25 protein-coding genes and 1 riboswitch are annotated in these 23,751 nt (G+C 36.0%); of the genes, 2 read left to right on the top strand and 23 right to left on the bottom strand.

Going from position 1 to position 23,751, the window contains the following annotated elements; translation table 11 throughout:
* Positions 1 to 34 precede the first annotated feature (34 nt).
* From hslU to CP368_RS01085, 11 genes are all read right to left on the bottom strand, one after another.
* Positions 35 to 1,438 carry an ATP-dependent protease ATPase subunit HslU gene (gene hslU / locus CP368_RS01135; protein WP_098043678.1) on the bottom strand — a complete coding sequence of 468 codons (1,404 nt, stop codon included), beginning with the start codon at positions 1,436 to 1,438 and terminating at the stop codon, positions 35 to 37.
* Positions 1,439 to 1,448: 10 nt separating this feature from the next.
* Positions 1,449 to 1,973 carry an HslVU peptidase proteolytic subunit gene (gene hslV / locus CP368_RS01130; RefSeq protein ID WP_014918884.1) on the bottom strand — a complete coding sequence of 175 codons (525 nt, stop codon included), beginning with the start codon at positions 1,971 to 1,973 and terminating at the stop codon, positions 1,449 to 1,451.
* 8 nt (positions 1,974 to 1,981) lie between these two features.
* Positions 1,982 to 2,890 carry a site-specific tyrosine recombinase/integron integrase gene (gene xerA / locus CP368_RS01125; RefSeq protein WP_025005759.1) on the bottom strand — a complete coding sequence of 303 codons (909 nt, stop codon included), beginning with the start codon at positions 2,888 to 2,890 and terminating at the stop codon, positions 1,982 to 1,984.
* Positions 2,890 to 4,206 (bottom strand): methylenetetrahydrofolate--tRNA-(uracil(54)-C(5))-methyltransferase (FADH(2)-oxidizing) TrmFO, encoded by a 1,317-nt coding sequence (trmFO, locus tag CP368_RS01120; RefSeq protein WP_025005758.1) that lies wholly within the window; start codon positions 4,204 to 4,206, stop codon positions 2,890 to 2,892. Before trmFO ends, xerA begins: the two co-directional genes overlap by 1 nt.
* A gap of 21 nt (positions 4,207 to 4,227) precedes the next feature.
* Positions 4,228 to 6,342, bottom strand: coding sequence for a type I DNA topoisomerase (gene topA, locus CP368_RS01115; protein ID WP_025005757.1), 2,115 nt, complete (start codon positions 6,340 to 6,342; stop codon positions 4,228 to 4,230).
* Between the two features lie 71 nt (positions 6,343 to 6,413).
* On the bottom strand, positions 6,414 to 7,262 hold the full coding sequence (dprA, locus tag CP368_RS01110) for a DNA-processing protein DprA (RefSeq protein WP_087176178.1): 849 nt from the start codon (positions 7,260 to 7,262) through the stop codon (positions 6,414 to 6,416).
* Between the two features lie 59 nt (positions 7,263 to 7,321).
* The gene (locus tag CP368_RS01105) at positions 7,322 to 8,077 is read right to left on the bottom strand and encodes a ribonuclease HII (RefSeq protein WP_025005755.1); all 756 of its coding nucleotides are present in this window, start codon (positions 8,075 to 8,077) and stop codon (positions 7,322 to 7,324) included.
* Positions 8,067 to 8,918 carry a ribosome biogenesis GTPase YlqF gene (gene ylqF, locus CP368_RS01100; protein WP_056945444.1) on the bottom strand — a complete coding sequence of 284 codons (852 nt, stop codon included), beginning with the start codon at positions 8,916 to 8,918 and terminating at the stop codon, positions 8,067 to 8,069. The genes CP368_RS01105 and ylqF overlap by 11 nt, the downstream gene beginning before the upstream one ends.
* Positions 8,919 to 8,940: 22 nt before the next feature.
* Positions 8,941 to 10,536: a sodium:proton antiporter gene (locus tag CP368_RS01095; RefSeq protein ID WP_098043676.1), complete on the bottom strand. Its 1,596-nt coding sequence runs from the start codon at positions 10,534 to 10,536 to the stop codon at positions 8,941 to 8,943.
* Between the two features lie 46 nt (positions 10,537 to 10,582).
* Complete coding sequence (locus CP368_RS01090; RefSeq protein WP_025005752.1) at positions 10,583 to 10,813, bottom strand: YozE family protein; 231 nt, start codon at positions 10,811 to 10,813, stop codon at positions 10,583 to 10,585.
* 2 nt (positions 10,814 to 10,815) lie between these two features.
* Positions 10,816 to 11,664 (bottom strand): DegV family protein, encoded by an 849-nt coding sequence (locus CP368_RS01085; RefSeq protein WP_087235574.1) that lies wholly within the window; start codon positions 11,662 to 11,664, stop codon positions 10,816 to 10,818.
* A 104-nt stretch (positions 11,665 to 11,768) separates the two neighbouring features.
* On the opposite strand from CP368_RS01085, the gene CP368_RS01080 reads away from it, so the two are divergent.
* Complete coding sequence (locus CP368_RS01080) at positions 11,769 to 12,461, top strand: hemolysin III family protein (protein WP_025005750.1); 693 nt, start codon at positions 11,769 to 11,771, stop codon at positions 12,459 to 12,461.
* A gap of 34 nt (positions 12,462 to 12,495) precedes the next feature.
* Here CP368_RS01080 and CP368_RS01075 read toward each other — a convergent pair whose 3' ends face one another.
* Positions 12,496 to 13,695 (bottom strand): CCA tRNA nucleotidyltransferase, encoded by a 1,200-nt coding sequence (locus CP368_RS01075; protein WP_025005749.1) that lies wholly within the window; start codon positions 13,693 to 13,695, stop codon positions 12,496 to 12,498.
* A gap of 91 nt (positions 13,696 to 13,786) precedes the next feature.
* Between CP368_RS01075 and CP368_RS01070 the strand changes: the two genes are divergently transcribed.
* A complete protein-coding gene (locus CP368_RS01070; RefSeq protein ID WP_087176180.1) occupies positions 13,787 to 14,674 on the top strand; it encodes a YitT family protein in 888 nt (295 codons plus the stop codon).
* 40 nt (positions 14,675 to 14,714) lie between these two features.
* Here the strand turns inward: CP368_RS01070 and CP368_RS01065 are convergent, their stop codons facing one another.
* The 11 genes from CP368_RS01065 to CP368_RS01015 form a co-directional block, all read right to left on the bottom strand.
* Positions 14,715 to 15,962: a tetratricopeptide repeat protein gene (locus CP368_RS01065; RefSeq protein WP_098045656.1), complete on the bottom strand. Its 1,248-nt coding sequence runs from the start codon at positions 15,960 to 15,962 to the stop codon at positions 14,715 to 14,717.
* A gap of 86 nt (positions 15,963 to 16,048) precedes the next feature.
* Positions 16,049 to 16,324, bottom strand: a complete 276-nt coding sequence (locus CP368_RS01060; protein WP_003547110.1) for an HU family DNA-binding protein — start codon at positions 16,322 to 16,324, stop codon at positions 16,049 to 16,051.
* A 169-nt stretch (positions 16,325 to 16,493) separates the two neighbouring features.
* Positions 16,494 to 17,801: a ribosome biogenesis GTPase Der gene (gene der, locus CP368_RS01055; protein ID WP_087176181.1), complete on the bottom strand. Its 1,308-nt coding sequence runs from the start codon at positions 17,799 to 17,801 to the stop codon at positions 16,494 to 16,496.
* A 67-nt stretch (positions 17,802 to 17,868) separates the two neighbouring features.
* Positions 17,869 to 19,080: a 30S ribosomal protein S1 gene (gene rpsA / locus CP368_RS01050; protein WP_098036275.1), complete on the bottom strand. Its 1,212-nt coding sequence runs from the start codon at positions 19,078 to 19,080 to the stop codon at positions 17,869 to 17,871.
* 71 nt (positions 19,081 to 19,151) lie between these two features.
* Complete coding sequence (cmk, locus tag CP368_RS01045) at positions 19,152 to 19,826, bottom strand: (d)CMP kinase (RefSeq protein WP_098036274.1); 675 nt, start codon at positions 19,824 to 19,826, stop codon at positions 19,152 to 19,154.
* 52 nt (positions 19,827 to 19,878) lie between these two features.
* Positions 19,879 to 20,346: an SAG1386/EF1546 family surface-associated protein gene (locus CP368_RS01040; RefSeq protein ID WP_098045655.1), complete on the bottom strand. Its 468-nt coding sequence runs from the start codon at positions 20,344 to 20,346 to the stop codon at positions 19,879 to 19,881.
* 102 nt (positions 20,347 to 20,448) lie between these two features.
* Complete coding sequence (locus CP368_RS01035; protein WP_025005743.1) at positions 20,449 to 21,138, bottom strand: ECF transporter S component; 690 nt, start codon at positions 21,136 to 21,138, stop codon at positions 20,449 to 20,451.
* Positions 21,139 to 21,218: 80 nt separating this feature from the next.
* A riboswitch (FMN riboswitch) is annotated at positions 21,219 to 21,331 on the bottom strand.
* A 28-nt stretch (positions 21,332 to 21,359) separates the two neighbouring features.
* The gene (locus tag CP368_RS01030) at positions 21,360 to 22,076 is read right to left on the bottom strand and encodes a pseudouridine synthase (protein WP_025005742.1); all 717 of its coding nucleotides are present in this window, start codon (positions 22,074 to 22,076) and stop codon (positions 21,360 to 21,362) included.
* On the bottom strand, positions 22,076 to 22,669 hold the full coding sequence (gene scpB / locus CP368_RS01025; protein WP_098045654.1) for an SMC-Scp complex subunit ScpB: 594 nt from the start codon (positions 22,667 to 22,669) through the stop codon (positions 22,076 to 22,078). The genes CP368_RS01030 and scpB overlap by 1 nt, the downstream gene beginning before the upstream one ends.
* Positions 22,659 to 23,399 carry a ScpA family protein gene (locus CP368_RS01020; protein WP_098045653.1) on the bottom strand — a complete coding sequence of 247 codons (741 nt, stop codon included), beginning with the start codon at positions 23,397 to 23,399 and terminating at the stop codon, positions 22,659 to 22,661. Before CP368_RS01020 ends, scpB begins: the two co-directional genes overlap by 11 nt.
* A complete protein-coding gene (locus CP368_RS01015; protein WP_025005739.1) occupies positions 23,392 to 23,748 on the bottom strand; it encodes a reductase in 357 nt (118 codons plus the stop codon). The genes CP368_RS01020 and CP368_RS01015 overlap by 8 nt, the downstream gene beginning before the upstream one ends.
* Positions 23,749 to 23,751: the final 3 nt, after the last annotated feature.

Here is a 23,751-nt window from a genome sequence, read left to right as displayed (position 1 = left end):
CAGCTGGATAATCAGCTGTTACTTAATTTATAAATTATAAAATGAACTTAGTTAAGTCCTTGTTCATGATAATGTCATGTAATTTTTCTTCAACGTATGCTTCAGTAATGGTAATTTCGCCCATTTCCATATCAGGACCTTCATAGAGAACATCTTCAAGTAATTTTTCAAGAATAGTAGAAAGACGTCTGGCACCAATATTGTCTGTCCCCTGGTTAACATCAAAGGCAATTTGAGCAATCTTATCAACTGCTTCTTGAGTAAAGATTAACTTAATACCATCAGCCTTCATTAAAGCAATATATTGCTTAAGCAATGAATTTTGTGGATCCTTTAAAATCTTGACAAAGTCTTCCTTAGTCAATGCATTAAGTTCTACTCTAATTGGAAAACGACCTTGCAATTCCGGAATCAAATCACTTGGCTTGCTTTCTGCAAAGGCACCAGCAGCAATAAATAAAATATGATCAGTTGAAACAGGACCATACTTAGTATTTACGGTTGAACCTTCAACGATTGGCAAAATATCTCTTTGTACACCTTCACGAGAAACTTCACCAGAATTACGCTTGTTACCAGCAATAATTTTGTCAATTTCATCGATAAAGATAATACCATTATTTTGGCTTCTCTCAATAGCGCGTTGATAAATAGTATCATAATCTACCATCTTACGTGATTCTTCTTGAATCAAGACTTCACGTGCGTCACGAACAGATAAAGTACGCTTAACCTTCTTCTTTGGCATAATGTCATTAAGCATGGAACCCATGTCCATTCCCATTTGTCCCATCATGTCACTCATTGGATTAGCTTTAGGAGCTTGTTCAACTTCAATGGTTACTTCACGATCTTCAAGCAAACCTTTATTTAGCTTTTCAGCAACATCCATCCGCTGATTTCTAACTTCATCAGTTACTTCTTCTTGATCGCCATTTTGATTATTTGGATTTGCACCGCCCATTAGCATAGACATCATGTCTTGCATTTGTTGCATTTGGTTTCCACGCTTTTCACGCTTAACACCAGGAGCAAGCAAACGAACCAATTGCTTGTTAGCTTCTTTAGTAGCTTGAGGCTTTACACGCGCAAATTGATCCTTTTCTTCCATACGTACGGCTTCGCCTACTAAATCACGGACCATTGATTCAACATCACGACCAACGTAACCTACTTCAGTAAATTTAGTAGCTTCTACCTTAACAAATGGTGCTTCTACAATTGAAGCTAAACGACGAGCAATTTCAGTTTTACCAACACCTGTAGGACCTGCCATTAGCAAGTTTTTAGGTGTAATTTCATGTTGCATTTGCTTAGACAATTGCATTCTACGATAACGGTTATAAAGAGCAATTGCAACTGACTTTTTAGCTTCATCTTGACCGATAATATATTCGTTTAAGATCTTAACTATTTCTTTTGGTGTTTTAATAGCCATACTTTACTCCTTAAATTTCATCGGTAACAATATGATCATCAGTAAAGACATCGATTCCTGAGGCAATTTTTACAGCTTCATGAGCGATTTCATCAGCTTGCATATCATTTGCATGACGTGTCATTGCAATAGCTGCTGCTTGTGCAAAGTTACCTCCTGAACCAATTGCCACAACGTTTTCATCTGGTTCAAGAACTTCACCATTACCTGAAATTAGTAACAAATCTTTATCATTAAATGCGATTAACATTGCGTTTAATTTTTGCAAAGTTGGATCCTTACGCCATGCTTGAGCCATTTCTACGGCTGCACGACGAAGATCACCACTATATGCTTCAAGCTTGCCTTCAAGCATATCTTGCAAGCTAACAGCGTCAGCAACACCACCGGCAAAACCAATAATTACACGATCATGGTAAATACGACGAATCTTACGTGCAGTTGCCTTAGCGATTACCTTTTCACCTAAAGTAACTTGTCCATCACCTGCAATTGCAGTTTTTCCATTAAATCTTACTGAACAAATTGTTGTCATATTAAACCTCAACTTTCTTTATTACGAGGGAAGTATTTTTCATAATCTGATTTTAAATGCGCCATTGTAACATGCGTATAAATCTGGGTAGCAGATAAACTACTGTGTCCTAATAGTTCTTGGACGCTGCGTAAATCCGCCCCATTATTAAGCATAGCGGTTGCAAAAGTATGACGCAACTCATGAGGGTGAACTTTTCCACTTATTCCAGCCTGATTAAAAGTTTTTTGCATCACATATTCAATTCCGCGTTTGCTCAAAGGCTTGCCTAAATTACTTAAAAAAACATGCTGTTCAGCATCATCTTTTAATAAATTAGGTCGTGCATCTTCAAGATACTTAACTAGCGATTTTTTTGTATGATCATCAAAAGCAACGTAACGATCTTTATTTCCTTTACCATGGACCAAAATCGTTTGTAAATTAAGATCTATTTGATGCAAGGTTAAATTGCTAACTTCACTTACACGCATCCCCGTAGCGTAAAACAGTTCAAATAATGCCAAATTACGCACTGTCAAAGGCTGATTACCTTTCAGTGAGTCAAATACCTGCTTCAGCTCGTTCTCGTAAAAAAATTCTGGTAATTTTTTCTCCCCACGTCTTAGGGCAATTCCCTGTGTGGGATCAATCTGGATAAATTTTCTTCGCGTCAAAAAGCGGAAAAATGAATGTAAACTCGACATTTGTCGCGCTTGACTGCTACGTGCTAATTTACGATCAGCTAAATTTTGTAAATAAATCTGAATATCACGTTCTTGCACATTCTTCCAGCCATCAAAGCCACCATTATTTTGCCAAAATTTTTTAGCTTCTAACAAGTCGGTTTGATAAGAAGAAATAGTTAAATCGCTATAATGTCGCTCATTTTGCAAATAAGAAATAAAATGAGTTAATTCATCTTGTTTTTCTGACATTAATCTAAAACTTCCGCTTTAAATTTATCTATGCTTTCGATACCACGTTCACTAATTTTTTCGTGACGTTCACGCTTTTTACGGATCTTCTTACCTTCCCAGGCAGGTAAAAGCGCAAAACTAGCATTCATTGGTTGAAAATGCTTGGCACTAGTAGTAGTAACATAATTTGCCATTGACCCTAATGCAGTGTCTTTAGGAAAGGCAATTGGCTCCTCACCTAAAGCTTCACGTGCAGCGTTAATTCCGGCTACTAAGCCACTTCCTGCACTTTCAACGTAGCCTTCAACACCTGTCATCTGTCCTGCAAAGAACAATCCAGGACGCTTCTTAGCTTCGTAACTAGCAGTCAACACGTCTGGAGAAGCCATATAAGTATTTCTGTGCATCTTGCCGTAACGAACAAAACGAGCATTTTCAAGTCCAGGAATCATAGAAAAGACCCTCTTTTGTTCACCATACTTCAAGTGAGTTTGGAAACCAACGATGTTATACATTGAAGCAGCAGCATTATCTTGACGAAGTTGGACTACTGCATATGGTGTTTCACCGGTATGAGGATCTTCCAGACCTACTGGTTTAAGCGGTCCGAACAACATCGTCTTAGCACCTCGAGCGGCCATAACTTCAATTGGCATACAACCTTCAAAAACATCATTCTTTTCAAAACCATGTAATTGAGCAGTTTCTGCTTTAATTAATTCACGAGTGAAGTTTTCATATTGTTCCTTGTTCATTGGACAATTTAAGTAAGCAGCTTCTCCGCGATCGTAGCGTGATTTTTTATAAACAATATTCATATCAATTGAATCCGCAGCTACAATTGGAGCTGCGGCATCAAAGAAGTGCAGACTATCTGTACCAGAAAACTTCTGAATTTGCTCAGCCAATGCGTCACTGGTTAAAGGACCAGTGGCAATAATAGTGATGCCTTCTGCCGGAATTTCAGTAATTTCTTCCTCATGAACTGTGACATTATCTAAGCCACGCAAAGTATCAGTTACGTATTTACTAAAACTGTCACGATCCACTGCTAATGCTCCACCAGCAGGAACTTGGGTCTTATCAGCGGCTTTCATAATCAATGAATCAAGATGACGCATTTCTTCTTTTAAAAGTCCTACTGCATTAGACAACTGATTAGAACGCATGGAGTTTGTGCAGACTAATTCCGCAAATTCGCCGGTTTCATGTGCAGGCGTCTCTTTTTGAGGACGCATTTCGTACAGGTCAACGTGAATTCCACGCTTAGCTAATTGCCAGGTTGCTTCACTTCCAGCAAGACCTGCTCCGATTACAGTTACATTTTTGGGCATTAAATCACCTTATTCTTAATCTTATTTATCTTCATTTTCTTGTGGTTCCTCACGGTAATCACCATTTGGACACAAGATAACTGGTCCTTTCTTCGAATGCTTTTCTACTAAGAAATGACCATCGTTAGGGCAGTTCCTGCCAATTGGTTTGTCCCATGATACAAAATCACATTCTGGATAACGTGAACAGCCATAGAATTTGCGATTTCTACGTGATTTCTTTTCTACCACTTCACCTTTACCACACTTAGGACAAACCACACCAATCTTCTTCACAATTGGTTTAGTATTACGACAATCTGGGAAACGTGAACATGCATAGAACTTGCCATAACGTCCCATCTTAATTACCATCGGTGCACCACAGATATCGCAGTTAAATCCAGCTGGTTCGTCTTTAATTTGTACCTTTTGAATTTCGCTATCTGCTTTGTTCAATTCCTTCTTAAATGGTTGGTAATATTCGTCAACTACACTTACCCATTGCTTTTTACCATCTTCGACTTCATCTAATTCATTCTCAAGATGAGCAGTATAGTCTACATTAGCAATGTCTGGGAAAAATTCTTCAACTAATGTATCAACAATTTCACCTAATTCAGTTGGAACAATTGAACGACCATCTAACTTGACGTAATAGCGACGTTGAATAGTATCAATTGTAGGTGCATAAGTTGATGGACGTCCAACACCATTTTCTTCTAGAGCGTGAACCAAGCTAGCTTCAGTATAACGAGCAGGGGGTAAAGTAAAGTGCTGCTTGTTATCTGACTTGGTCATTTTAACTTGATCGCCTTCTTGCAAGTCTGGCAATTCAACATTCTTTTCTTGCTGATTATCATAAACTTTAGTAAAACCAGCAAATTTCATTTTTGAACCAGTAGTTCTAAAAATTACGCCATTTTGCACAATATCTGCTCTAACAGTGTCATAAACAGCAGGAGTCATTTCACTAGCTAAGAAACGTGACCAGATTAGTTTATACAAACGGTATTGCTCTTTAGTTAAAACATCCTTTAATGATTCAGGAGTTCTATATACGCTAGTTGGACGAATTGCTTCGTGGGCATCTTGAGCATCTTCCTGATTCTTAAAATGTCTTTGACTCTTAGCAGCAAATTCTGCTCCATAATTTTCATGCAAGAACTTTGAAGCTTCTTGTTGAGCAACTGGAGAAGTTCGTTTAGAGTCAGTTCTCATATAGGTGATTAAACCAACAGTGCCCTGCTTGCCTAGACTAATTCCTTCATATAATTGCTGTGCAATGCTCATAGTTCTACGAGTTCTATAGCCTAAGCGTTTATTAGCTTCTTGTTGCATAGTTGAAGTAGTAAATGGTGCAGCAGGCTGTCTGCGACGTTGACGAGAAACAACTTTTTCAACAATAAAGTCTTTCTTCTTATCAATCTTTGCTAAAACTTCTTTAACTGCATCAATATTTGGCAATTCTGTCTTCTTGCCATCAACACCATAAAAAGCAGACTTAAACTTTTCTTTGTCTTTTGCAAACTCGGCATCAATTGTCCAGTATTCCTTAGGCTTGAAGTTCTTAATCTCTTTTTCACGATCAATAACTAGCTTCAAAGCAACAGATTGAACACGACCAGCACTCAAACCTTTTTTCACTTTAGCCCATAAAATTGGGGAAAGTGAGTAACCTACGATTCGGTCAAGAACACGACGAGCTTGTTGAGCATCAACAGTATCCATATCGATTGTTCGTGGATGCTTAAAACTTTCTTTAACCGCATCTTTGGTAACTTCGTTAAAAGTTACTCGGTTTTTGGCATTCTCATCTAAATTAAGAGCATGCGCAACGTGCCAAGCAATAGCTTCCCCTTCACGATCGGGGTCGGATGCCAAGTAGACTTCTTTAGCTTTTTTAGCTTCGCTTTTAAGTTCTTTAATTGTGTCACCTTTGCCACGAATGGAAATATACTTTGGCTTATAGTTATCTTCAAAGTCAATCCCCATTTGAGACTTAGGTAAATCACGAATATGGCCTTTTGAGGCAATAACGTGATAATTTCTACCCAAATATTTTTCAATAGTTTTAGCCTTTGCAGGAGATTCCACAATAACTAAAGTTTTTTTACGTTTTTTAGTTTTTGATTTACTTTTTGCTTTAGTAGGCATTAAATGCCTCCTTATTTAAATATTATTTTTTACTTTATACAGTCCAAAGATAAATAATACTTTGTTAATTGTCAAATCTTTTCGTTTTTAAATTTAAAATCAACAATTGGTGTAGCGCCCGCTTCAATCAACTGATTAGGACCTGCCGACAACTTACTAGTAATTGGACCAGGGACTGCATAAATATCTCTATTTTCTTGTAATCCTAAGCTCGCAGTAATTAGTGAACCAGACTTTTCTTTGGCCTCTGTAACAATGATACTTTCACTCAGACCAGCAAGAATCCTGTTACGCTCGGGAAATCTATAGGGCCTCGGCGGCGTATCTGGCAGGTATTCACTAATAATTAAACCATTATTTTTTATTTGCTCTTGCAAGGAATAATTTTCTGTAGGATAAGAATGGTTCAAGCCATTGCCAACTACGGCAATAGTACGACCTTCATTTTTTAAAGTGGCTTCATGTGCCAAGGCATCTACTCCCCTAGCTAAACCGCTAGCAATTACTTTATTTTGATCAAGCAAATTTGGAACTAATCGATTAATTACATCCCTACTGTAGCGTGTCGGATAACGCGAACCAACAATCGTTACGATATCCTTCTTTAATAAAGACAAATTTCCCTGTGCAAATAAAATTAAAGGCGGACGATAAATCTGCCGGAGTTTTTCAGGATACTCTTCATCAAAGAAACTAATTACAATACATTGCCGCTCAATTTGGCTAGTCAGTTTGGCTAATTTATCATCATTAAAAGCCAATTGACATGCATTTATCAATTTTTCTGATAAATCCATCTCGTTTAAATCATCAATTTCAATTTCTAATCCCGGCTTCATTTGATTGGCAATCGTTAATAATTTTACGTAGCCGACACCCTTTTGCAATTTTAGTCTTAATAAAAATTCTTTCTTTTTCATAAAAAGCCTCCACTATTTATTACGCAAAAAAAGAGGCTTTTTTCTTTTAAAATCGAATTTTATTTAAAAAAATCACTTACAGGAGCAAAAGTCTTACGGTGAATCGGAGTTGGACCATATTTCTTTAACGCTTCAACATGTTCCTTAGTGCCATAACCCGCATTTCTAGGAAAACCATATTGTGGATAAATTTTATCATAATCATCCATCAATTTATCCCGAAATACCTTAGCAACAATAGACGCAGCTGCAATAGAATTGGATTTAGCATCCCCCTTGATCAACTCAATTTGGGGTATATCTATTGGTACATTCATAGCATCAACCAAGAGTGCATCAGGTTTTACATCAAGAGCTTTTACTGCTTGAGCCATCGCCTGACGGTCTGCTTCATAGATATTAATCTGATCAATTACAGCGGCACTTTTGACGCCAATTCCGACGCTGACAGCTTCTGACAAAATCTTAGGATAAAGTTGCAGTCTTTTTTCAGGGCTTAATTTTTTAGAATCATTCACTTCTAATAAATCAAAATTATGATCAATAATCACAGCAGCTGTGACTACTGGCCCAGCCAAAGGTCCACGACCAACTTCATCAACGCCAGCGACTAATTCTCCTTTTTGCCAAAATTGTTTTTCATATGAAAAGCGTTCTAAAAAAGCTTCTTTCTTTGCTAATAACTTAGCTTGCTTTTTTCGATAACTAACTATTAATTTCTGTACGCCCACCCGAGGATCTTTTTCTAATTCCGCTAATTGAGCCTCAGTTACATCATTTGATGATAATAATTCTTTTACTTCTTTAATCGTCATTGCTTGGCCTATCTAACGTAATTCTTCCAATTGCGCCCTTACGTAATCGCTGCAACATAAATAGTGAAAATCTATCATAATCATCACGCATACCATATTTTTCAGTCATTGCTAAAAGAATATCCGGATCTGACAAATTCTCAATATCTGCACTATTTAACTTAGAAAACTTAGTCAAATCTTTCAAATAGTGCTGGCGTAAATTCTCAAGTACATATAAAGCCACATCATCAGCATGAAATACGCTATCCTTAATTGCACCAAAGGCAGCCAACTTATAACCAACTTCTTGGTCTGAAAACTTAGGCCATAAGATACCCGGTGTATCCAAAACTTGAATATTACTACTGGTCTTTAGCCATCTTTGGCCTTTCGTAACGCCTGGCTTATTACCTACTTCAGCCACATTGCGTCCTACTAAGCGATTAATGATGGTCGATTTGCCGCAGTTAGGAATACCTGCAAGAGCTATTCTAATCGTAGGATTTGAGGCACCTCTAGCTTCCAGTTTTTTAGTCTTTTCTGCAGCAGCTTTTTTAACCATTGAGATTAACTTTTGCATATTGGTATTATGCAGTGAATCAATAGCCAAGACATATTTACCTGGTCCACTTAATTTAGTGGCCCACTTTTTAGTTAAAGCAGGATCAGCTAAATCTGCTTTATTCAAAATAATAATATGAGGCTTATTGCCTACTAATTCTTCTATCATTGGATTTCTTGATGATTCGGGAATTCTAGCATCAAGAACTTCAACTAAAACATCGATCAAGCCTAATTTGTCTTCGAGCTGATTTCGAGCCTTATTCATGTGACCTGGATACCATTGAATTGTTGCCATATTATCTCTTCTTTCTTTAATATTATTCTTCTTCATCACCTAAGAAAATTACTTCCGCAATCAAAATTTCTCGATATAATACCAAAAAGCCATGCCGATACTCTTGTTCTTGCTGTGCAATTTTTCCTAAATAATTACGTTCTTGTCTAAAAGCATAGCGATAAACTTCCGCTCTAAATTCTTTTTGATCATCTGTTAATTCTTTTTGTTTAACAGTATATTTAACTTCTCTAATAAAATCCTTAATAGAAGTTTGATTCATTTGTGTTCGCAAATCGAACTCTAGCTGCTTGCGAATCTTTTTAGGCAAATAAACCTGATTCATCTGCTTTAGTGCATAATGAACCATCGCCTTGCGTACACGATTTACTTCTTTCCTTTGATCTAAATCAGGCTTGTCTTTTTCCAAAATAAATCTAAACACAACTGTAGGAACTATTAAACTTAATAAAATCAATACAATTTCACTAACTAAAATCAAATGAAAATCAGCAATATTAACGCTCATTTCACTTAAAGTATAAGCCAAGGCAAAAGTCACTGCACCATGAATTCCACCTAAACTAAAGATTAATGCGTCCTTTGAACTGACTTTTCCTTTAATTGATGGTGAAAATCGACAATAGAAAAAGCGCACTGCCAAATTCGCAACATATAAAATTATACCAATTAAAATTGCCTCAATCGTCTGTTGATTGAAAACATCATCGCGCATTGATCGAATAATAATAATTCCTAAAAGCAAAAAGACAGCACCATTTAAAATATCAATTATTAATTGTGAAAATTGGTGATTACTGTAAAAAATCGATGCATTCGTTAAACGACTACGCTCAGATTCTACGTTGTGAAGTAAACCCGCAGCTACCACAGCTATGATCCCTGAAACATGAATTTCTTCAGCTACAAAATAAATAATAAAAGGTGTCAAAAAGAATAAAACTTCCATGGGCATCTTTACATCAGATACCAAATGGTATTTTGATCTGAAGCTCTTTTGCCTCAAAAAGACTAGAATAGCCGCGATTAAAATTCCTAGCACAATTCCACCACCAGCAGAATAAAGGAAGTCAATAATCGCTTCACCAACATGAAGCTGCTTATGAATATACCAATCTACTGCCATATTGAGCAGTATAATACCGGACGCATCATTAAATAAAGATTCATCTTTAAGATAAAAACTAATTTTTTTAGGCAGCTTTAGCCCGTGAATGACTGATTCAGTTGCCGTTGCATCTGTTGGTGTAGAAACAGCTGCCAAAATAAATGATAGTGGCAGAGAAAGTCCTATAGCATAAACTCCCAATCCTGCTACAACTGTTGCTAACACGATCATTACTACCGTTAAGCCAACGATTGCACGCCAGCTACGTAAAATACTATATAGCCGAGTTCTTTGGCCCTCAAAAAATAAGAGCGGTGCGACAATCAAGCCCAAAAAGACTTCTGAATTAAAATTTTCAATTAAAAGATTGGTCTGCGGCACTAACGCAATTGCCATCCCAATAACTAGGGCAATATAATTAACTGATATTTTTTGTAAAAATCGTTGCTGGATCATCGTTGCCATGGCAACAGCAAAGACGAGCACTCCAATAAAAATCATTACTTCCATTTTATTTCTCATCCAATGAAAAAGCCCAGGCAACAGAGGCTTGGGCTTAATACATCATTTTGTCTTCGTACATTCTATATGCACGATCAAAAATAGACATACTTGGTAAATAACTAGCATTAAGTTCTAAATAATCTGACAATTTTTCATAATCTTGTTCCTGCTTAGGAAAAGTCAGATCATGCTGTGCGTTATTCGCAAATTGTGCTATTTCATCTGAAGAATCCGCATCACGCTGCGTCATCAAATAACGATAAAAACTTTCTCGATAAGCCATTTTTACTCCGTATAAAACATAACTGCGTAGGCACCATGACCTGCATGAGTAATAATAATTGGACTAGTTTCTCGAATCAAAATATCTAAATTAGGATTTACTTCCTTAAAACGAGCAGCTAATTTTTCCATATCATCTAGTGTATCAACATATGAAATACCTACTTGCTTAACCTGATCACCCAATTCCTTCAATTGGTCAACCAACATATCATTAAACTTTTCGGTGAATTTCTTGCCCCGTCCCTTTTTAGGTACTAAGACTTTCCCATTCTTCATTTGCAAGAAGATTCTAATATTTAACATGCTGACTACACGACTAGCCAATTTTCCAAGTCGGCCGCCTTTTACAATATTGGTTAAATCAGGAATCATCATTTCCAAATACATATTGTCTTCCATTTTCTTCAGATGATCCAAGATTTCATCAATAGACTTGCCTGCTTGAGCATCTTTAGCTGCAGCAAGGACTTCATAGCCTTCGCTTCGATCTGTATAACCAGAATCATGGCATACGACCTTAGCATCAGGAACCATTTGAGCTGCTTGCTTAGCGGCATCGATTGTTCCACTAAGAGACTTAGCCAAAAAGATTCCTAACACTTCACTGCCATCAGCAGTCAACTTTTTAATTGTTTCTACAAAGCGACCAATTGGAGGCTGACTGGTCTTAGGCACATCACTGCCTTCATCCATTCTTTCAATAAAGTCGCGTCTAGTAATATCTACACCGTCAACATATGTCTTACCATCAATAGTTACTGACAAAGGTACAACAGTAATATCATATTTTTTTATTTCTTCTTCAGTTAATTGAACTGAGGAATCTGTCATAATTTTAATTTTTGACAATGTATTCGACCCCTATTCTAAGATGCTCACTTTAATTTTTATGATAAAATATGAGCAAGTAACATATAGTTAGTATATCAAAAATTTTCCAGAAGAAAAAAGGAATGATTGGATTGTTGGATTGTTGCATCACAAAAATGAAAAAACTTTGGCAGGAGCCAAAATTAAGATCGGAAAGATACTATTTACTTGATAACATTTTTAGTGCTATTACACATGGCATCGGCTTTGGTCTAGCTGTTGCAGGCTTAGTAGTTTTAATTGTTAAAGCTGCACATACTGGCAGTCCCATGCGCATAGTAACTTTTACTATTTATGGTTCATGCCTAGTCTTGTTATATTTGTTTTCAACTTTATATCATAGTTTAGTTTTTACGCGAGCTAAAAATGTCTTCCAGATTTTCGACCATTCTTCAATTTTTCTCTTGATTGCAGGTTCATATACCCCATACTCTTTAGTTGCAATTGGCGGTGCATGGGGTTGGACATTATTTGGCTTGATCTGGGGATTAACGATCTTTGGGATCATCTATTATATTTTCAACCGGGGAAAGCATGTAATTCTCGACACCGTACTTTACGTTGCTATGGGCTGGTTAGTAATTTTATCCGGTTCATACTTGTATGTGCGTCTTAGCCCAACAGGCTTTTGGCTATTAGTCAGTGGTGGTATTGCTTATACGGTCGGAGCGATTTTATTCAGTATGCGTAATGTGCCATTTATCCATACGGTTTGGCATTTATTCGTCATGTTAGGTTCAATTTTAATGTATTTTTCCGTTTTACTTTACGTTTAAAAAGGATGTATCAATTCTGATACATCTTTTTTAGTTAATCTAAATTTTCTAAATACTTTTCTATTGCATCTGGACTATTCTCTAATCTGCTTGAAACTACTAATTCTCTAATTTGATTAAGAGTATGTCCTAATTGAGCACCAGGACGCATCCCATGCTTAATTAAAAAGCGTCCATCTATTGCAAGCTCAGCTGGCTTTTTAATCGGCAAAGCCATATAACGATCAACCAACGCTTCCGAAGCAACAGGCTGTCCCAAAATATGAGCCACATCGATAGTATTAATTATTGTCCTTTCACCTGCTTGGAATAATTCATAATCATTCGGAGTATAATCAGAAATAAGGTCAAAGAATTTAATAATACGTCCTACCTGTTCAGTCATAGCATTAGAATTTTTCCAATCTCGCATAAATCGACTGATTTCTTCATTAGGAAGCTTAAGTAGAATAATAATCAATGACCACAAACTTGTTTCAAGAGTTGGACTAAACTGCAAACGTGGATAAATTTGCAGTAATTCTTTTTTTCCTGCAAAGTCAGGAACATCTTCACTTAATTGCGTATCAAGGAAAATCTGAAAAGCTTGTCTTGAATGAGGACCCAATCCCATCTTTACAAATTCATCCCGAATTCGTTCTACCGAAATTTTCTTTAAAAGTTCATGATTATCCTTAATTGCTTGTCCAGTCTTTTCTTCCAAATTGAATTTTAATTGACTGGTAAAACGAACTGCCCGCATCATTCTTAATGCATCTTCATGAAATCTCTTTTCAGGATCACCAACCGCACGAATAATATGATTTTTTAAATCTTCTATACCATTAAACAGGTCAACAATTTGCCCATGAAGATCCATTGCTAGTGCGTTAATTGTAAAATCTCTGCGCTTTAAATCTTCATCAAGGTTTTGTACAAATGTAACATGATCTGGTCTTCTAAAATCTTGATAACCAGATTCAGTTCTAAAAGTGGTAATTTCATAGCTTTCACCGCCATACAAAACGGTTACCGTACCATGCTTAATTCCTGTATCAATCGACTTTTCAAAAAGCTCTTTAACTTCTTCAGGATAGGCACTAGTAGTAATATCTACATCATGAACATGTCTATCAAGTAAAAGGTCTCTCACTGAACCACCGACAAAATATGCTTCAAAGCCGGCATCTTCTAAAATCTGTAAAACCGGCATTGCTTTAATAAATACTTCTGGTAATTTATCTACTTTAATCATTAGCAAAATCTCAATTCTTAATTTCTTTATTTATAACTTTTCACTTTTAGTTTGTTAAAATGAAGGGAAAGATATAAAGGAGGTAATCATTATGCTTAAAATCAATAAATCTACCGCAATTGATATCTTTATGATTGCATTAGGATGTGCCATCTATGGACTAAGCTTGGAAATCATTTCAGTTCCCAATGAATTAGCCGACGGTGGAATAAGTGGTATTTCACTTATCTTACGCCATTTTTGGAATATTAATATGGGACTTTCCACCCTAGTACTTAATATTCCATTAATCATATTAGGTTATCGTTTTATGGGCAAACGCTTATTAACCTATACAATCTGGGGAACGCTCTGCCTTTCCTTTTTTCTTTGGTTTTGGCGTTCAGTACCTATTATAAAACAATTAGATTTAGAACACGACCTCTTCCTTTCTGCAATTTCAGCAGGTGTACTCTCAGGTATAGGTTTAGGGCTGGTTTTCAGATATAACGGTACCTCTGGCGGGACTGATATTATTGCTCGAATTTGTCAAATCAAATTTGGCATTTCATCTGGCAAAATGCTGCTATTCTGTGATGCTGTAGTTTTATTTGCATCCCTGTCCTATCTAGATCTCAAGCATATGATGTATACTTTGCTTGCTTCTTTTGTCTTATCACGCGTAATGGATACTGTACAACAAGGTGCTTATAGTGCACGTGGTTTATTAATTATTTCTAATAAGTATGAACAAATTGGTAAAATGATTGATTTAAAACTTGATCGTGGTTTTACTTACTTTAAAGCTCTAGGTGGTTATAAACAAGATGATAAACGAGTAATCTACGTAGTCGTGTCTCCTAGAGAAATAGCGACTATTAAACAACTAATTAGGCAGGAAGATCCTAATGCATTTGTGTCAATTATTGAAGTTCACGAAGCGTTAGGTGAAGGATTTACATATAAGCAAAAACGGCATCACTTATTAATCCGTAAATAAAAAGCGTCCGAGAAAAGCAATTTTCTCAGACGTTTATTTTTTACAAATTATTGTACAAATCTTGCATTTCCATATCTTCGGGTACTAATTCAAGATATTTTTGCAATAACTGTTTAGTAATATCAGGATTGTTTTGAACACTAAAGAACATAATCATTTGATGCAAGAAATCTGGATTCTCTTTAAAATCTGGATAAGCCAATAAAAATTCACTTTGTGCTTTTTCTGTATCATCTAGACGTTCATATGACAAAGCCATATTCCAGTGAGCTTGAGCATCAATGTTCTCATTATCAAAGTCTTTGAATAAGGCAATATTTTGCTTATTCTGGTGTCGATGCAAATATAGGTTAGATAGTTGAATCCGTAATTCACTATTGTCAGGCGCCTGTTTAAGCCCCTTCTCGAGCAAATCTGCCGCAGTGTCCAACTGATTCAAATTTGCGGCTGCACGCGCCCCCATTGAATAAAGAGTTTCATCTAATTCATTATAGGCTAATCCTGCTTGTACGCTGCGCAATACTTGCTCGTTATCATGCTTATGTTCATAAGCTTGAGCAAGTAAAGGATAAGCATTGACATAATCAGGACTTTGATCTATTACTTCGTCTAATAGCTTAATAGCCTGATCATCATCACCAACAGCTAGCATTACTAGCCCAGCTTCATACTTGCTATCAATATCTAGCAGGCTACTGCTGTGCTCTCTAATAATTTTTGCGGCTGCTTCGTAATTGCCTAATTTTGCGTTAGTAGCAATTAATCTTTGATTTAGGTTAACTTCACCAAAAGTTTTCTGGCGCTGAATTAAATCTTGGTATAAAGATAAGGCTTGTTCATAGTTTCCACTTAAATAGTCAAGTTCAGCTAATCCGAATTTAATTGCATCCTCTTCTGGAGCAAGTTTAAGAGCTTGAAGCAATTTATCTTTAGCTGTCTCAATTAAGCCGCTTGTTTGGTAGTAATCTGCTTGTACAAGTAAACTATCCAGATAGGCTGAAGACTCTTTAGAAACGCCATACAGAAGCGAGAGACCATCATCTTCATCTCCATCATTAAGCATAATTTCTGCCAAATAGACTTTAAATAAGTCTTCCTGAGGAAATTTTGCAATTAAAGCGCGATAAACTTCTTTAGCTAAATCTGTAAATCCTAAATCGGTCAGATTTTCCGCTAAAGAAGATAAAATTTCAGGGTCATCTTTATCTAATGCTTCTTTTAAAAGATGTTTGCTTTGTGAAAAATCATGGTTTTGAATTGAATCAAGTAATTGTTCTGAATAACTCATTATTTTGCCTCCAGTCAGACTTTAATTGTACTAAAAAAAGACGCTGGAACAAAGTCCAACGTCTTTTTAAACTAAGGTTAAGTATCTTACTTAACAGCTTCTTTAAGAGCCTTACCTGGCTTAAATGCAGGTACTTCACTAGCTGGGATTTCGATTTCATCACCAGTTTGTGGGTTACGACCCTTACGTGCTGCACGGTGACGTACTTCAAAAGTACCAAAACCGATTAATTGTACCTTTTCACCCTTAGCAAGGTTGTCTTGAATTGAGCCAAAGATAGCATCAACAGCAGCAGCAACTTCCTTCTTGGTTAACTTAGTCTTTGAAGCAACTTCAGAAACTAATTCAGCTTTATTTGCCATAAATATTTCACCTCCTGAATTTGAACCCGAAGTTCAAAGTTTTTTCTTTGTTTTGAAAAAACAAGGAATAATGATCTAGATCTAGACTAATCATTGTTTCCTAGAAACCAAAATATCACAAAACCCCTGTTACAACAAGGATTTTTACAAAATATTGGTGTTTTTTTCATTATTTTCTCTTACGTGGAAGAATTTTGATCGGAGTTCCAGCAAAATCAAAGTTTTGTCGCAATTGATTAATCAAAAATCGTTCGTAAGAAAAGTGCATTAATTCTGGATCATTGACAAAAACAACAAAAGTTGGTGGATTGGTACTTACCTGTGTCATATAGTAAACGCGCAATCTCTTTCCCTTAACCATTGGTGTTGGAACTAACTTACTTGCTTCAAGCAATAAATCATTCAACACGCTTGATTGAATACGTTGATTTTGATTGTCATAAACTTCTTTAACCATTGATGGAATTTGATCAAGACGTTGACCAGTTTTAGCTGAAACAAACAAAATTGGAGCATAATCCAAATATTGAAATTCAGCTCTAATCTCGCGTTCAAATTCTTTAGCACTAGTACTATTTTTCTTTGGTAAATCCCACTTGTTTACAACAATGATAATTCCGCGCCCTGCTTCATGGGCATATCCGGCCACGTGCTTGTCTTGTTCTCTAATGCCTGTACTTGCATCAAGAACAAGTAAAACCACGTCTGAGCGTTCAATAGCAGCCATAGCTCGCAAGACAGAGTACTTCTCGGTTTTTTCGTAGACTTTTCCACGTCTTCTAATACCAGCAGTATCTACAACTTTAAATTTAATTCCGTCTTTAGTAAATGGCGTATCAACTGCATCACGAGTAGTACCTTCTTCATTTGCAACAATTACTCGATCTTCACCCAATAATTTATTAACAATTGAAGATTTACCTACATTTGGTCGTCCAATTACGCTAAATGAAATGACGTCATCAGCTTCGCTATCTTTTTCTGCTGGAAAATCATTAACTATTTCATCTAGCAAATCACCGATTCCCGTACCATGACTACTAGAGACAGGAATTGGATCACCTAATCCTAAACTATAAAAATCATAAATATCATTTCTTTGCTCAGGATTATCTGCCTTATTAACCGCTAAAATTACCGGTTTTTTAGTGCGATAAAGAAGATGTGCAATTCTTTCATCAAGATCAGTCACATGATTTACTACATTAGTTAACATCACGATGACATCTGCTTCTTCAATTGCAATCTCAGCCTGTGCACGGATCTCTTCTTCGATTTTTCCGCCTTCCCAGGTAATACCACCTGTATCGATCAAATCAAATTTATGGCCCATCCATTCAGCTTGAGCATAATTACGATCACGAGTAACACCGGGTTTATCTTCTACGATTGCTAAGCGTTGATTGATTATTCTATTAAAAAGTGTAGATTTACCTACATTTGGTTGTCCAACGATTGCAACAACTGGTAAAGCCATATGCCCCTCCTTTAAAAATATAAAAATAAAAAAGCCGACACAGAGTCGGCTTTTTTAACAGAAATGACTACTTACGGTCCTTTAATTGGTCACCAATGATGTCACCTAATGCAAAGCCGTTATCGTTGTCACCCATGTACTTCTTGTTAACTGAGTTTTCGTTACGTGAACGATGTGGACGAGAACTGTGGTTATCTGATGAAGAAGCGTTTGAGTCAGCAGCCTTGATTGAAAGTGAAATTCTTCTGTCACTTGGGTCAATGTTCAAAACCTTAACCTTAACAGTTTGACCAACCTTCAAAACATCGCTTGGCTTGTCAACGTGCTTGTTTGAAATTTCTGAAACGTGTACTAAACCTTGAATACCGTCAGTAACTTCAACAAATGCACCAAAGTTAGTTAATGACTTAACTTCGCCTTCAAAAATATCGCCTTCGTTTAAGTCAGCTGTAGCTTGTTCAAATGGTGAAGGTTCAGTTTGCTTAATAGACAGGGAAATACGATGTCTGTCATTGTCAATACCAATGACCTTAACCTTAACATCTTGACCAGCCTTCAAAACATCACTTGGCTTATCAACATGCTTGTAAGAAATTTCTGAAATGTGAACTAAACCGTCAACACCACCGACATCGATAAATGCACCGAAGTTAGTTAAGCGTGAAACCTTACCTTCGATAACGTCACCAACAACTAATTGTGATGCAACCTTATCAAATGCTTCTTCACGTTCTTCTTCAACTAAATCCTTGTGTGAAAGAATCAAACGGTTCTTGTTAGGATCAATTTCAGTAATCTTAAGCTTCATAGTCTTACCAATGTATGGCTTAAGATCTGAAACGTAACGGTTTGAAATTAATGAAGCTGGCAAGAAACCACGTGTACCAACATCTACAAGTAAACCACCACGAACTGATGAAGTTACAGTACCTTCGATAGCATTTCCTTCTTCGAAGTCCTTTTGTAACTTGTCGTAAGCTTCTCTTTCCTTCAAGCGGGTAACTGAGAAGAAGAATTCACCATTTTCCTTATCGCCACCGGCTCTTCTTAATACCAAGGCCTTGAACTTGTCGCCAGGCTTAACTAAATCATGTAAGTCTGCGTTACGATCTGAAGTGTATTCACGACGAGTAATAACGCCTTCAACACCAGCGTTTACAACGCCAACATCGATTTGGCCGTCTTCAACGTCTAATACTTCGACATCGACAATATCTCCGACCTCAACTCCTTGCATTTGCTTTAATGCGTCTAAAAATTGATTACTGTTTTCTGACATATGTACCTCCCAATATCATGTCCCATTTTAAAGGAAAGTTTGATATTTTTCTACTATTTTGTGCTGTTTTTTTAAAAAATTTTTTGACTTTTTTCGATTTCGGCTAAAATTGCGTCTACAACCTGCTCAATTGACATATTTGTAGTATCAATTTCAATTGCATCATCTGCCTTTTTTAATGGTGAAATCTTGCGGTGTGAGTCTTTATAGTCCCTTGCTGCAATATCTTGTTCGATTTCATCCACTGTCTGATTAGATTCAATGCCGCGCTCTTTAAAATCTAAAAGTCGACGCTCAGCACGAGATCTAGCAGAAGCCACTAAGAAGATCTTTACTTCCGCATCTGGTAAAACGGTCGTACCAATATCACGACCATCCATGATTACATTAGTTTTACCTGCCATTTGACGTTGTAAACTAACCATTTTTTCTCGTACTTTAGGCAAGGCAGAAACTTGTGACACATTAGCAGAAATTTCTGGTGTTCTAATTTCTTTAGAAACATCTTTTCCTGCTACATACACCTTTTGCTCACCATGTTCAGATTTCAATTCAATTCCATCTTCATCAATAGCTTGCAAAATTCCTGCTTCATCCCCGTAATCTAGCTTGTGATTACGAGCAATAACTGTACATGCACGATACATTGCACCAGTGTCTATATAAACGTAAGACAGCTTTTTAGCAATGATTTTAGCAACCGTGCTTTTACCTGCTGATGCAGGTCCATCTACTGCTACTTGCATTTTAATAAAAAAGAGATCTTACTGCTCGACCTCTTTTACCCTTTCTGAAAGATTATCTCAATTTAAGTGTTTGGCCAACATTGACGTTTGAAGAATCTTCAAGATTATTTAATCTGGCTAATTGATCAACAGTCATGCCATATTTTTCTGCAATATTAGTTAAAGTATCACCATCTTTAACTAAATAAGTCTTAGGTTCAGTCTTTTGAGATGAACTTGAACTAGTCTCAACAGAATTCTTCTTAGCTGAAGATGAAGTCTTTTTAGCTTTACTTGATGATTTAATTGCCTTAGATGACTTTTTAGAAGAAACCTTCTTAACTGTTTGAACTTCTTCAGCTTTTTCAGAATGGCCTGATGACAAACGATGAACAACTGGGATTAATGCAATTAATATAACAACTAAAATCACAATAACTGCAATCCATCTAGCAGATCCACTGGGCTGCTTATCCTGTGAACTTCGCTTTTCAGTTGGCCGTTCATAGTGTTGATATGGCCCTGTTGATTTTTTATCCATCTGTAAATTCCTCCATTCACTTAACGGATTAATTCTAGCATACTTTAATAGTCTTTGAATATGAAAAATCCCATCAACTTAAAAAGTTAATGGGATTTTACTTTAATTCAAATTAAATCTTTTTCGTACAAATGGCTTAATCGTCTTAATAGTTGCCTCAAAAAGCAAATATACAACGACACTGTTAATTACACCTTTTAATAAATTAAATGGCACTATAATCGTAAAAATATAAGCTTGCATAGATGGTAAATGTAATAACTGACCTAGATATACCTTTTCAGTGAAGTGATACAAAGCACCATAACTATTAATCGCAGGTAAATTAGGAACCGCAGTTACTGCATATACTGGAGTCAAAATAAATGCGTTAGTTAAAGACATCACACAGGTCATTGCCAGAATACCAATAATTAATCCACACATTGGTTTAACTATTCCCATCTTAGTTTTTCTATTCTCAACCGTAACATTCTTACTAAAGAAATAAAATGGCAAAGAGAAAGACATCGAAGCAAGAAAAGCTGCAATTTCACCTACTACACTTGGTAAAGCAAAACCAGCAAAAATCAAGCTTAACACCATTCTAATTAATGCAATAATTACACCTGGAACAGCTCCAAAGATAAACATTCCAACTGTAATAATTACATCTGAAAAATCAAACTTTAAAAAGCCTACGCCAGGGATAATTGGAAACTCAAATTTCATTACCACAAAGGCAATACACCCAATTAACGCATACGCAATAATATTAGCTAATCCTGTAGCATTTGCTCTAGATTTACTCATGACTTACTTTCCTTCCTACAAAAAAGGTCTATTGCTCCAGCAACAGACCTTTATAAAGTAAAGTAAGATTTACTTTATTGATCTGTCTTCTTCCATCTAGACTTTAACTATCGGTATCAAAAGATTCAGCCACTTGCGTGGGTCGCGGACTCTAACCGCCGGTCGGGATTTTCACCCTGCCCTGAAGACAATAACCTATATATTTAATTTCTAAGTATAAGTTAATCTAATCTCATTAATTTGTCAACTTCGCGCTTTGACAATTCGCGATATTGTCCAGAAGTAAGAGAATCTAAGGTTAAAAATGCATATTTTTCACGGGATAATTTTTCAACTAAATGTCCTACAGCCTTAAACATACGCTTAACTTGATGATAATGTCCCTCGTGGATAGTCAATTGAACAATTTGAGTATCTTTACGTTTATCTGTTTTAAGAATCTTTACCTTTGCTGGAGCAGCCTTAAAACGATCCAATTTAACCCCTGTAGTTAATGTTTTAATCTCATCAGGAGTTAAAATCCCCTTGATTTTAGCAACATAAACTTTAGATACTTCATTTCTAGGGTGCATTAATAAATTAGCTAACTTACCATCGTTAGTCATTAAAAGCAAACCTGAAGTATCATAATCAAGACGGCCAACTGGATATAAACGATATGGCACATCTTCAAAATAATCAACAACCGTTTTTCTACCCTTATCATCATCTGCAGTAGAAACAACACCACGTGGCTTATAGAAAAGATATGTATGCAAGCTTTCTCTTTCAATTGGTTCATCATCAACCGTAATATTACTGAAAGTTTCAACCTTGGTTCCTAGCTTAGTAACTACCTTACCATCCACTTTTACGCGGCCAGCTACAATCATTTTTTCTGCTTTTCTTCTGGAAGCAATTCCTGCTTCTGCTATTACTTTTTGCAGTCTCTCTACCATTATCTTTTCTCTTTCTGCATTTGCTTATCTGCGGTTCCTTTTGCCTCAAACAAATCTATTTCACCATTACTATCATTATCCACAAAATCTTCTATTAAAGGCAAATCTGCTAAACTATGATAATTAAAATACTGTAAGAAATAATCCGTAGTTACATACAATTTAGGATGTCCAGGAGCATCTTTTTTGCCATCGGCTTTAATCAAACCGCGCCAAACTAATGTCTGCAATGCTCCAGATGAATTAACCCCACGAATATCATCAATTTCTACCCTAGTAATAGGCTGACGATATGCAACAATTGCCAAAATTTCTAGAGCTGATTGACTTAAGTTTTTTGTTAAATCTTTTTGAAAATATTTTTCAATAATCTTGGCTGTTTGCGGACTAGTAGTCAACTTGTATGTATGAGCAATATGAATTAATTGCAAGCCAGAATCTGAATTCTTCGTTAGCTTTCGTTGCAAATTCTCGGCAACCTTATCTAAAGTTTCACCATCAATCTCTAGCATTTCAATTAAATTTTGCTCTTCTAATCCATTATCACCAGCCGCATATAAAAGTGCTTCTAAATTTGCCTCTTTACTTGCCATTTACATCAATTCTTTCTAAATTTAAATCACCAAATTCTCTTGCTTGTAAAATTCGAATTTCGTGTTTTTTGCTCAATTCAAGCATTGCTAAAAACAAACCAATCACATCAGAAATACTATGCATTTGATCAGTACAACTAAAAAAGCTGACTTGTCGTTTTTTTGCAAAACGCTGATGCAAATAATCAATCATTTCGTTAATTGGAGTCTCAGCCACTTTAATTGAAGCAGTATCCGGTTGACGCATCTTTAATCTGCGGAGAACCATGGAAAAAGTTGTTGCCAGTTCATTTGAAGTAATTTGTCCTTTAGGCAATGGTTGAACCTTAACAGAAGTTGAAACACTTGCTTCCTTTGACACAACAATTGGTACTTCTTCATTTCTTTCTTTAAAATATGCAGAAATCTTTTTAAAAATTGAATATTGTACTAATTGCTGTACTAATTCATCCCGAGGATCATCTTCAGCTTCCACTTCATCTACAAAATCATTTTGTGGCAATAAATATTGTGACTTTATTCTAAGCAAAGTTGAAGACATCACAAAATATTCCCCAGCAATTTGTAAATTCAGACTTTGCATTTGCCTCAAGTACTCTAAATATTGACTAGTAATTTGAGCAATGGGAATATCATAAATATCTATTTTTTGCGATTGAATTAAATGGAGCAATAAATCTAATGGCCCCTCAAAATTAGGTAACTCTAACGTTAAATTACTTTTATTCATTATCTTCTTCGACAGTTTTTAATAAATTGGTATATTCAGGTACAGCGGTAACTCTTTTATCAGGGTATTCATTTTTTAACTCACTGACAATTTCTTTTTCATAACTAATTTCACGAAAACCGGGAGCTAAAGAAAGATATCTGATCACAACAAACTGCTTAGTTACTTGTGTACCCAACACTCCTACAATATTATTCTGTTTATTACGGTACAAATAAAGCAGAAAATCATTATCTTCTTGATTAAGTCCTACTTCTTCTTTTAGATTTTCAATATTTTTAAAATCAGGCAAATATGAGAGTAATCCCATTGCCGTTTTTTCATAGTCTTTTTTATATTGTATTAGCATTAT

This window comes from Lactobacillus sp. UMNPBX17 (genome assembly GCF_002553735.1).
GTDB lineage: Bacteria > Bacillota > Bacilli > Lactobacillales > Lactobacillaceae > Lactobacillus > Lactobacillus gallinarum.
The sequence above is the reverse complement of the archived record's forward strand: the minus strand, read 5'-3'. Positions and strand labels throughout refer to the sequence as shown.

Coding starts and splice junctions, on each gene's coding strand:
- hslU (WP_098043678.1), bottom strand. CDS start 1,438: ATGGCTATTAAAACACCAAAAGAAATAGTTAAGATCTTAAACGAATAT.
- hslV (WP_014918884.1), bottom strand. CDS start 1,973: ATGACAACAATTTGTTCAGTAAGATTTAATGGAAAAACTGCAATTGCA.
- xerA (WP_025005759.1), bottom strand. CDS start 2,890: ATGTCAGAAAAACAAGATGAATTAACTCATTTTATTTCTTATTTGCAA.
- trmFO (WP_025005758.1), bottom strand. CDS start 4,206: ATGCCCAAAAATGTAACTGTAATCGGAGCAGGTCTTGCTGGAAGTGAA.
- topA (WP_025005757.1), bottom strand. CDS start 6,342: ATGCCTACTAAAGCAAAAAGTAAATCAAAAACTAAAAAACGTAAAAAA.
- dprA (WP_087176178.1), bottom strand. CDS start 7,262: ATGAAAAAGAAAGAATTTTTATTAAGACTAAAATTGCAAAAGGGTGTC.
- CP368_RS01105 (WP_025005755.1), bottom strand. CDS start 8,077: ATGACGATTAAAGAAGTAAAAGAATTATTATCATCAAATGATGTAACT.
- ylqF (WP_056945444.1), bottom strand. CDS start 8,918: ATGGCAACAATTCAATGGTATCCAGGTCACATGAATAAGGCTCGAAAT.
- CP368_RS01095 (WP_098043676.1), bottom strand. CDS start 10,536: ATGGAAGTAATGATTTTTATTGGAGTGCTCGTCTTTGCTGTTGCCATG.
- CP368_RS01090 (WP_025005752.1), bottom strand. CDS start 10,813: ATGGCTTATCGAGAAAGTTTTTATCGTTATTTGATGACGCAGCGTGAT.
- CP368_RS01080 (WP_025005750.1), top strand. CDS start 11,769: ATGATTGGATTGTTGGATTGTTGCATCACAAAAATGAAAAAACTTTGG.
- CP368_RS01075 (WP_025005749.1), bottom strand. CDS start 13,695: ATGATTAAAGTAGATAAATTACCAGAAGTATTTATTAAAGCAATGCCG.
- CP368_RS01070 (WP_087176180.1), top strand. CDS start 13,787: ATGCTTAAAATCAATAAATCTACCGCAATTGATATCTTTATGATTGCA.
- CP368_RS01065 (WP_098045656.1), bottom strand. CDS start 15,962: ATGAGTTATTCAGAACAATTACTTGATTCAATTCAAAACCATGATTTT.
- CP368_RS01060 (WP_003547110.1), bottom strand. CDS start 16,324: ATGGCAAATAAAGCTGAATTAGTTTCTGAAGTTGCTTCAAAGACTAAG.
- der (WP_087176181.1), bottom strand. CDS start 17,801: ATGGCTTTACCAGTTGTTGCAATCGTTGGACAACCAAATGTAGGTAAA.
- rpsA (WP_098036275.1), bottom strand. CDS start 19,080: ATGTCAGAAAACAGTAATCAATTTTTAGACGCATTAAAGCAAATGCAA.
- cmk (WP_098036274.1), bottom strand. CDS start 19,826: ATGCAAGTAGCAGTAGATGGACCTGCATCAGCAGGTAAAAGCACGGTT.
- CP368_RS01040 (WP_098045655.1), bottom strand. CDS start 20,346: ATGGATAAAAAATCAACAGGGCCATATCAACACTATGAACGGCCAACT.
- CP368_RS01035 (WP_025005743.1), bottom strand. CDS start 21,138: ATGAGTAAATCTAGAGCAAATGCTACAGGATTAGCTAATATTATTGCG.
- CP368_RS01030 (WP_025005742.1), bottom strand. CDS start 22,076: ATGGTAGAGAGACTGCAAAAAGTAATAGCAGAAGCAGGAATTGCTTCC.
- scpB (WP_098045654.1), bottom strand. CDS start 22,669: ATGGCAAGTAAAGAGGCAAATTTAGAAGCACTTTTATATGCGGCTGGT.
- CP368_RS01020 (WP_098045653.1), bottom strand. CDS start 23,399: ATGAATAAAAGTAATTTAACGTTAGAGTTACCTAATTTTGAGGGGCCA.
- CP368_RS01015 (WP_025005739.1), bottom strand. CDS start 23,748: ATGCTAATACAATATAAAAAAGACTATGAAAAAACGGCAATGGGATTA.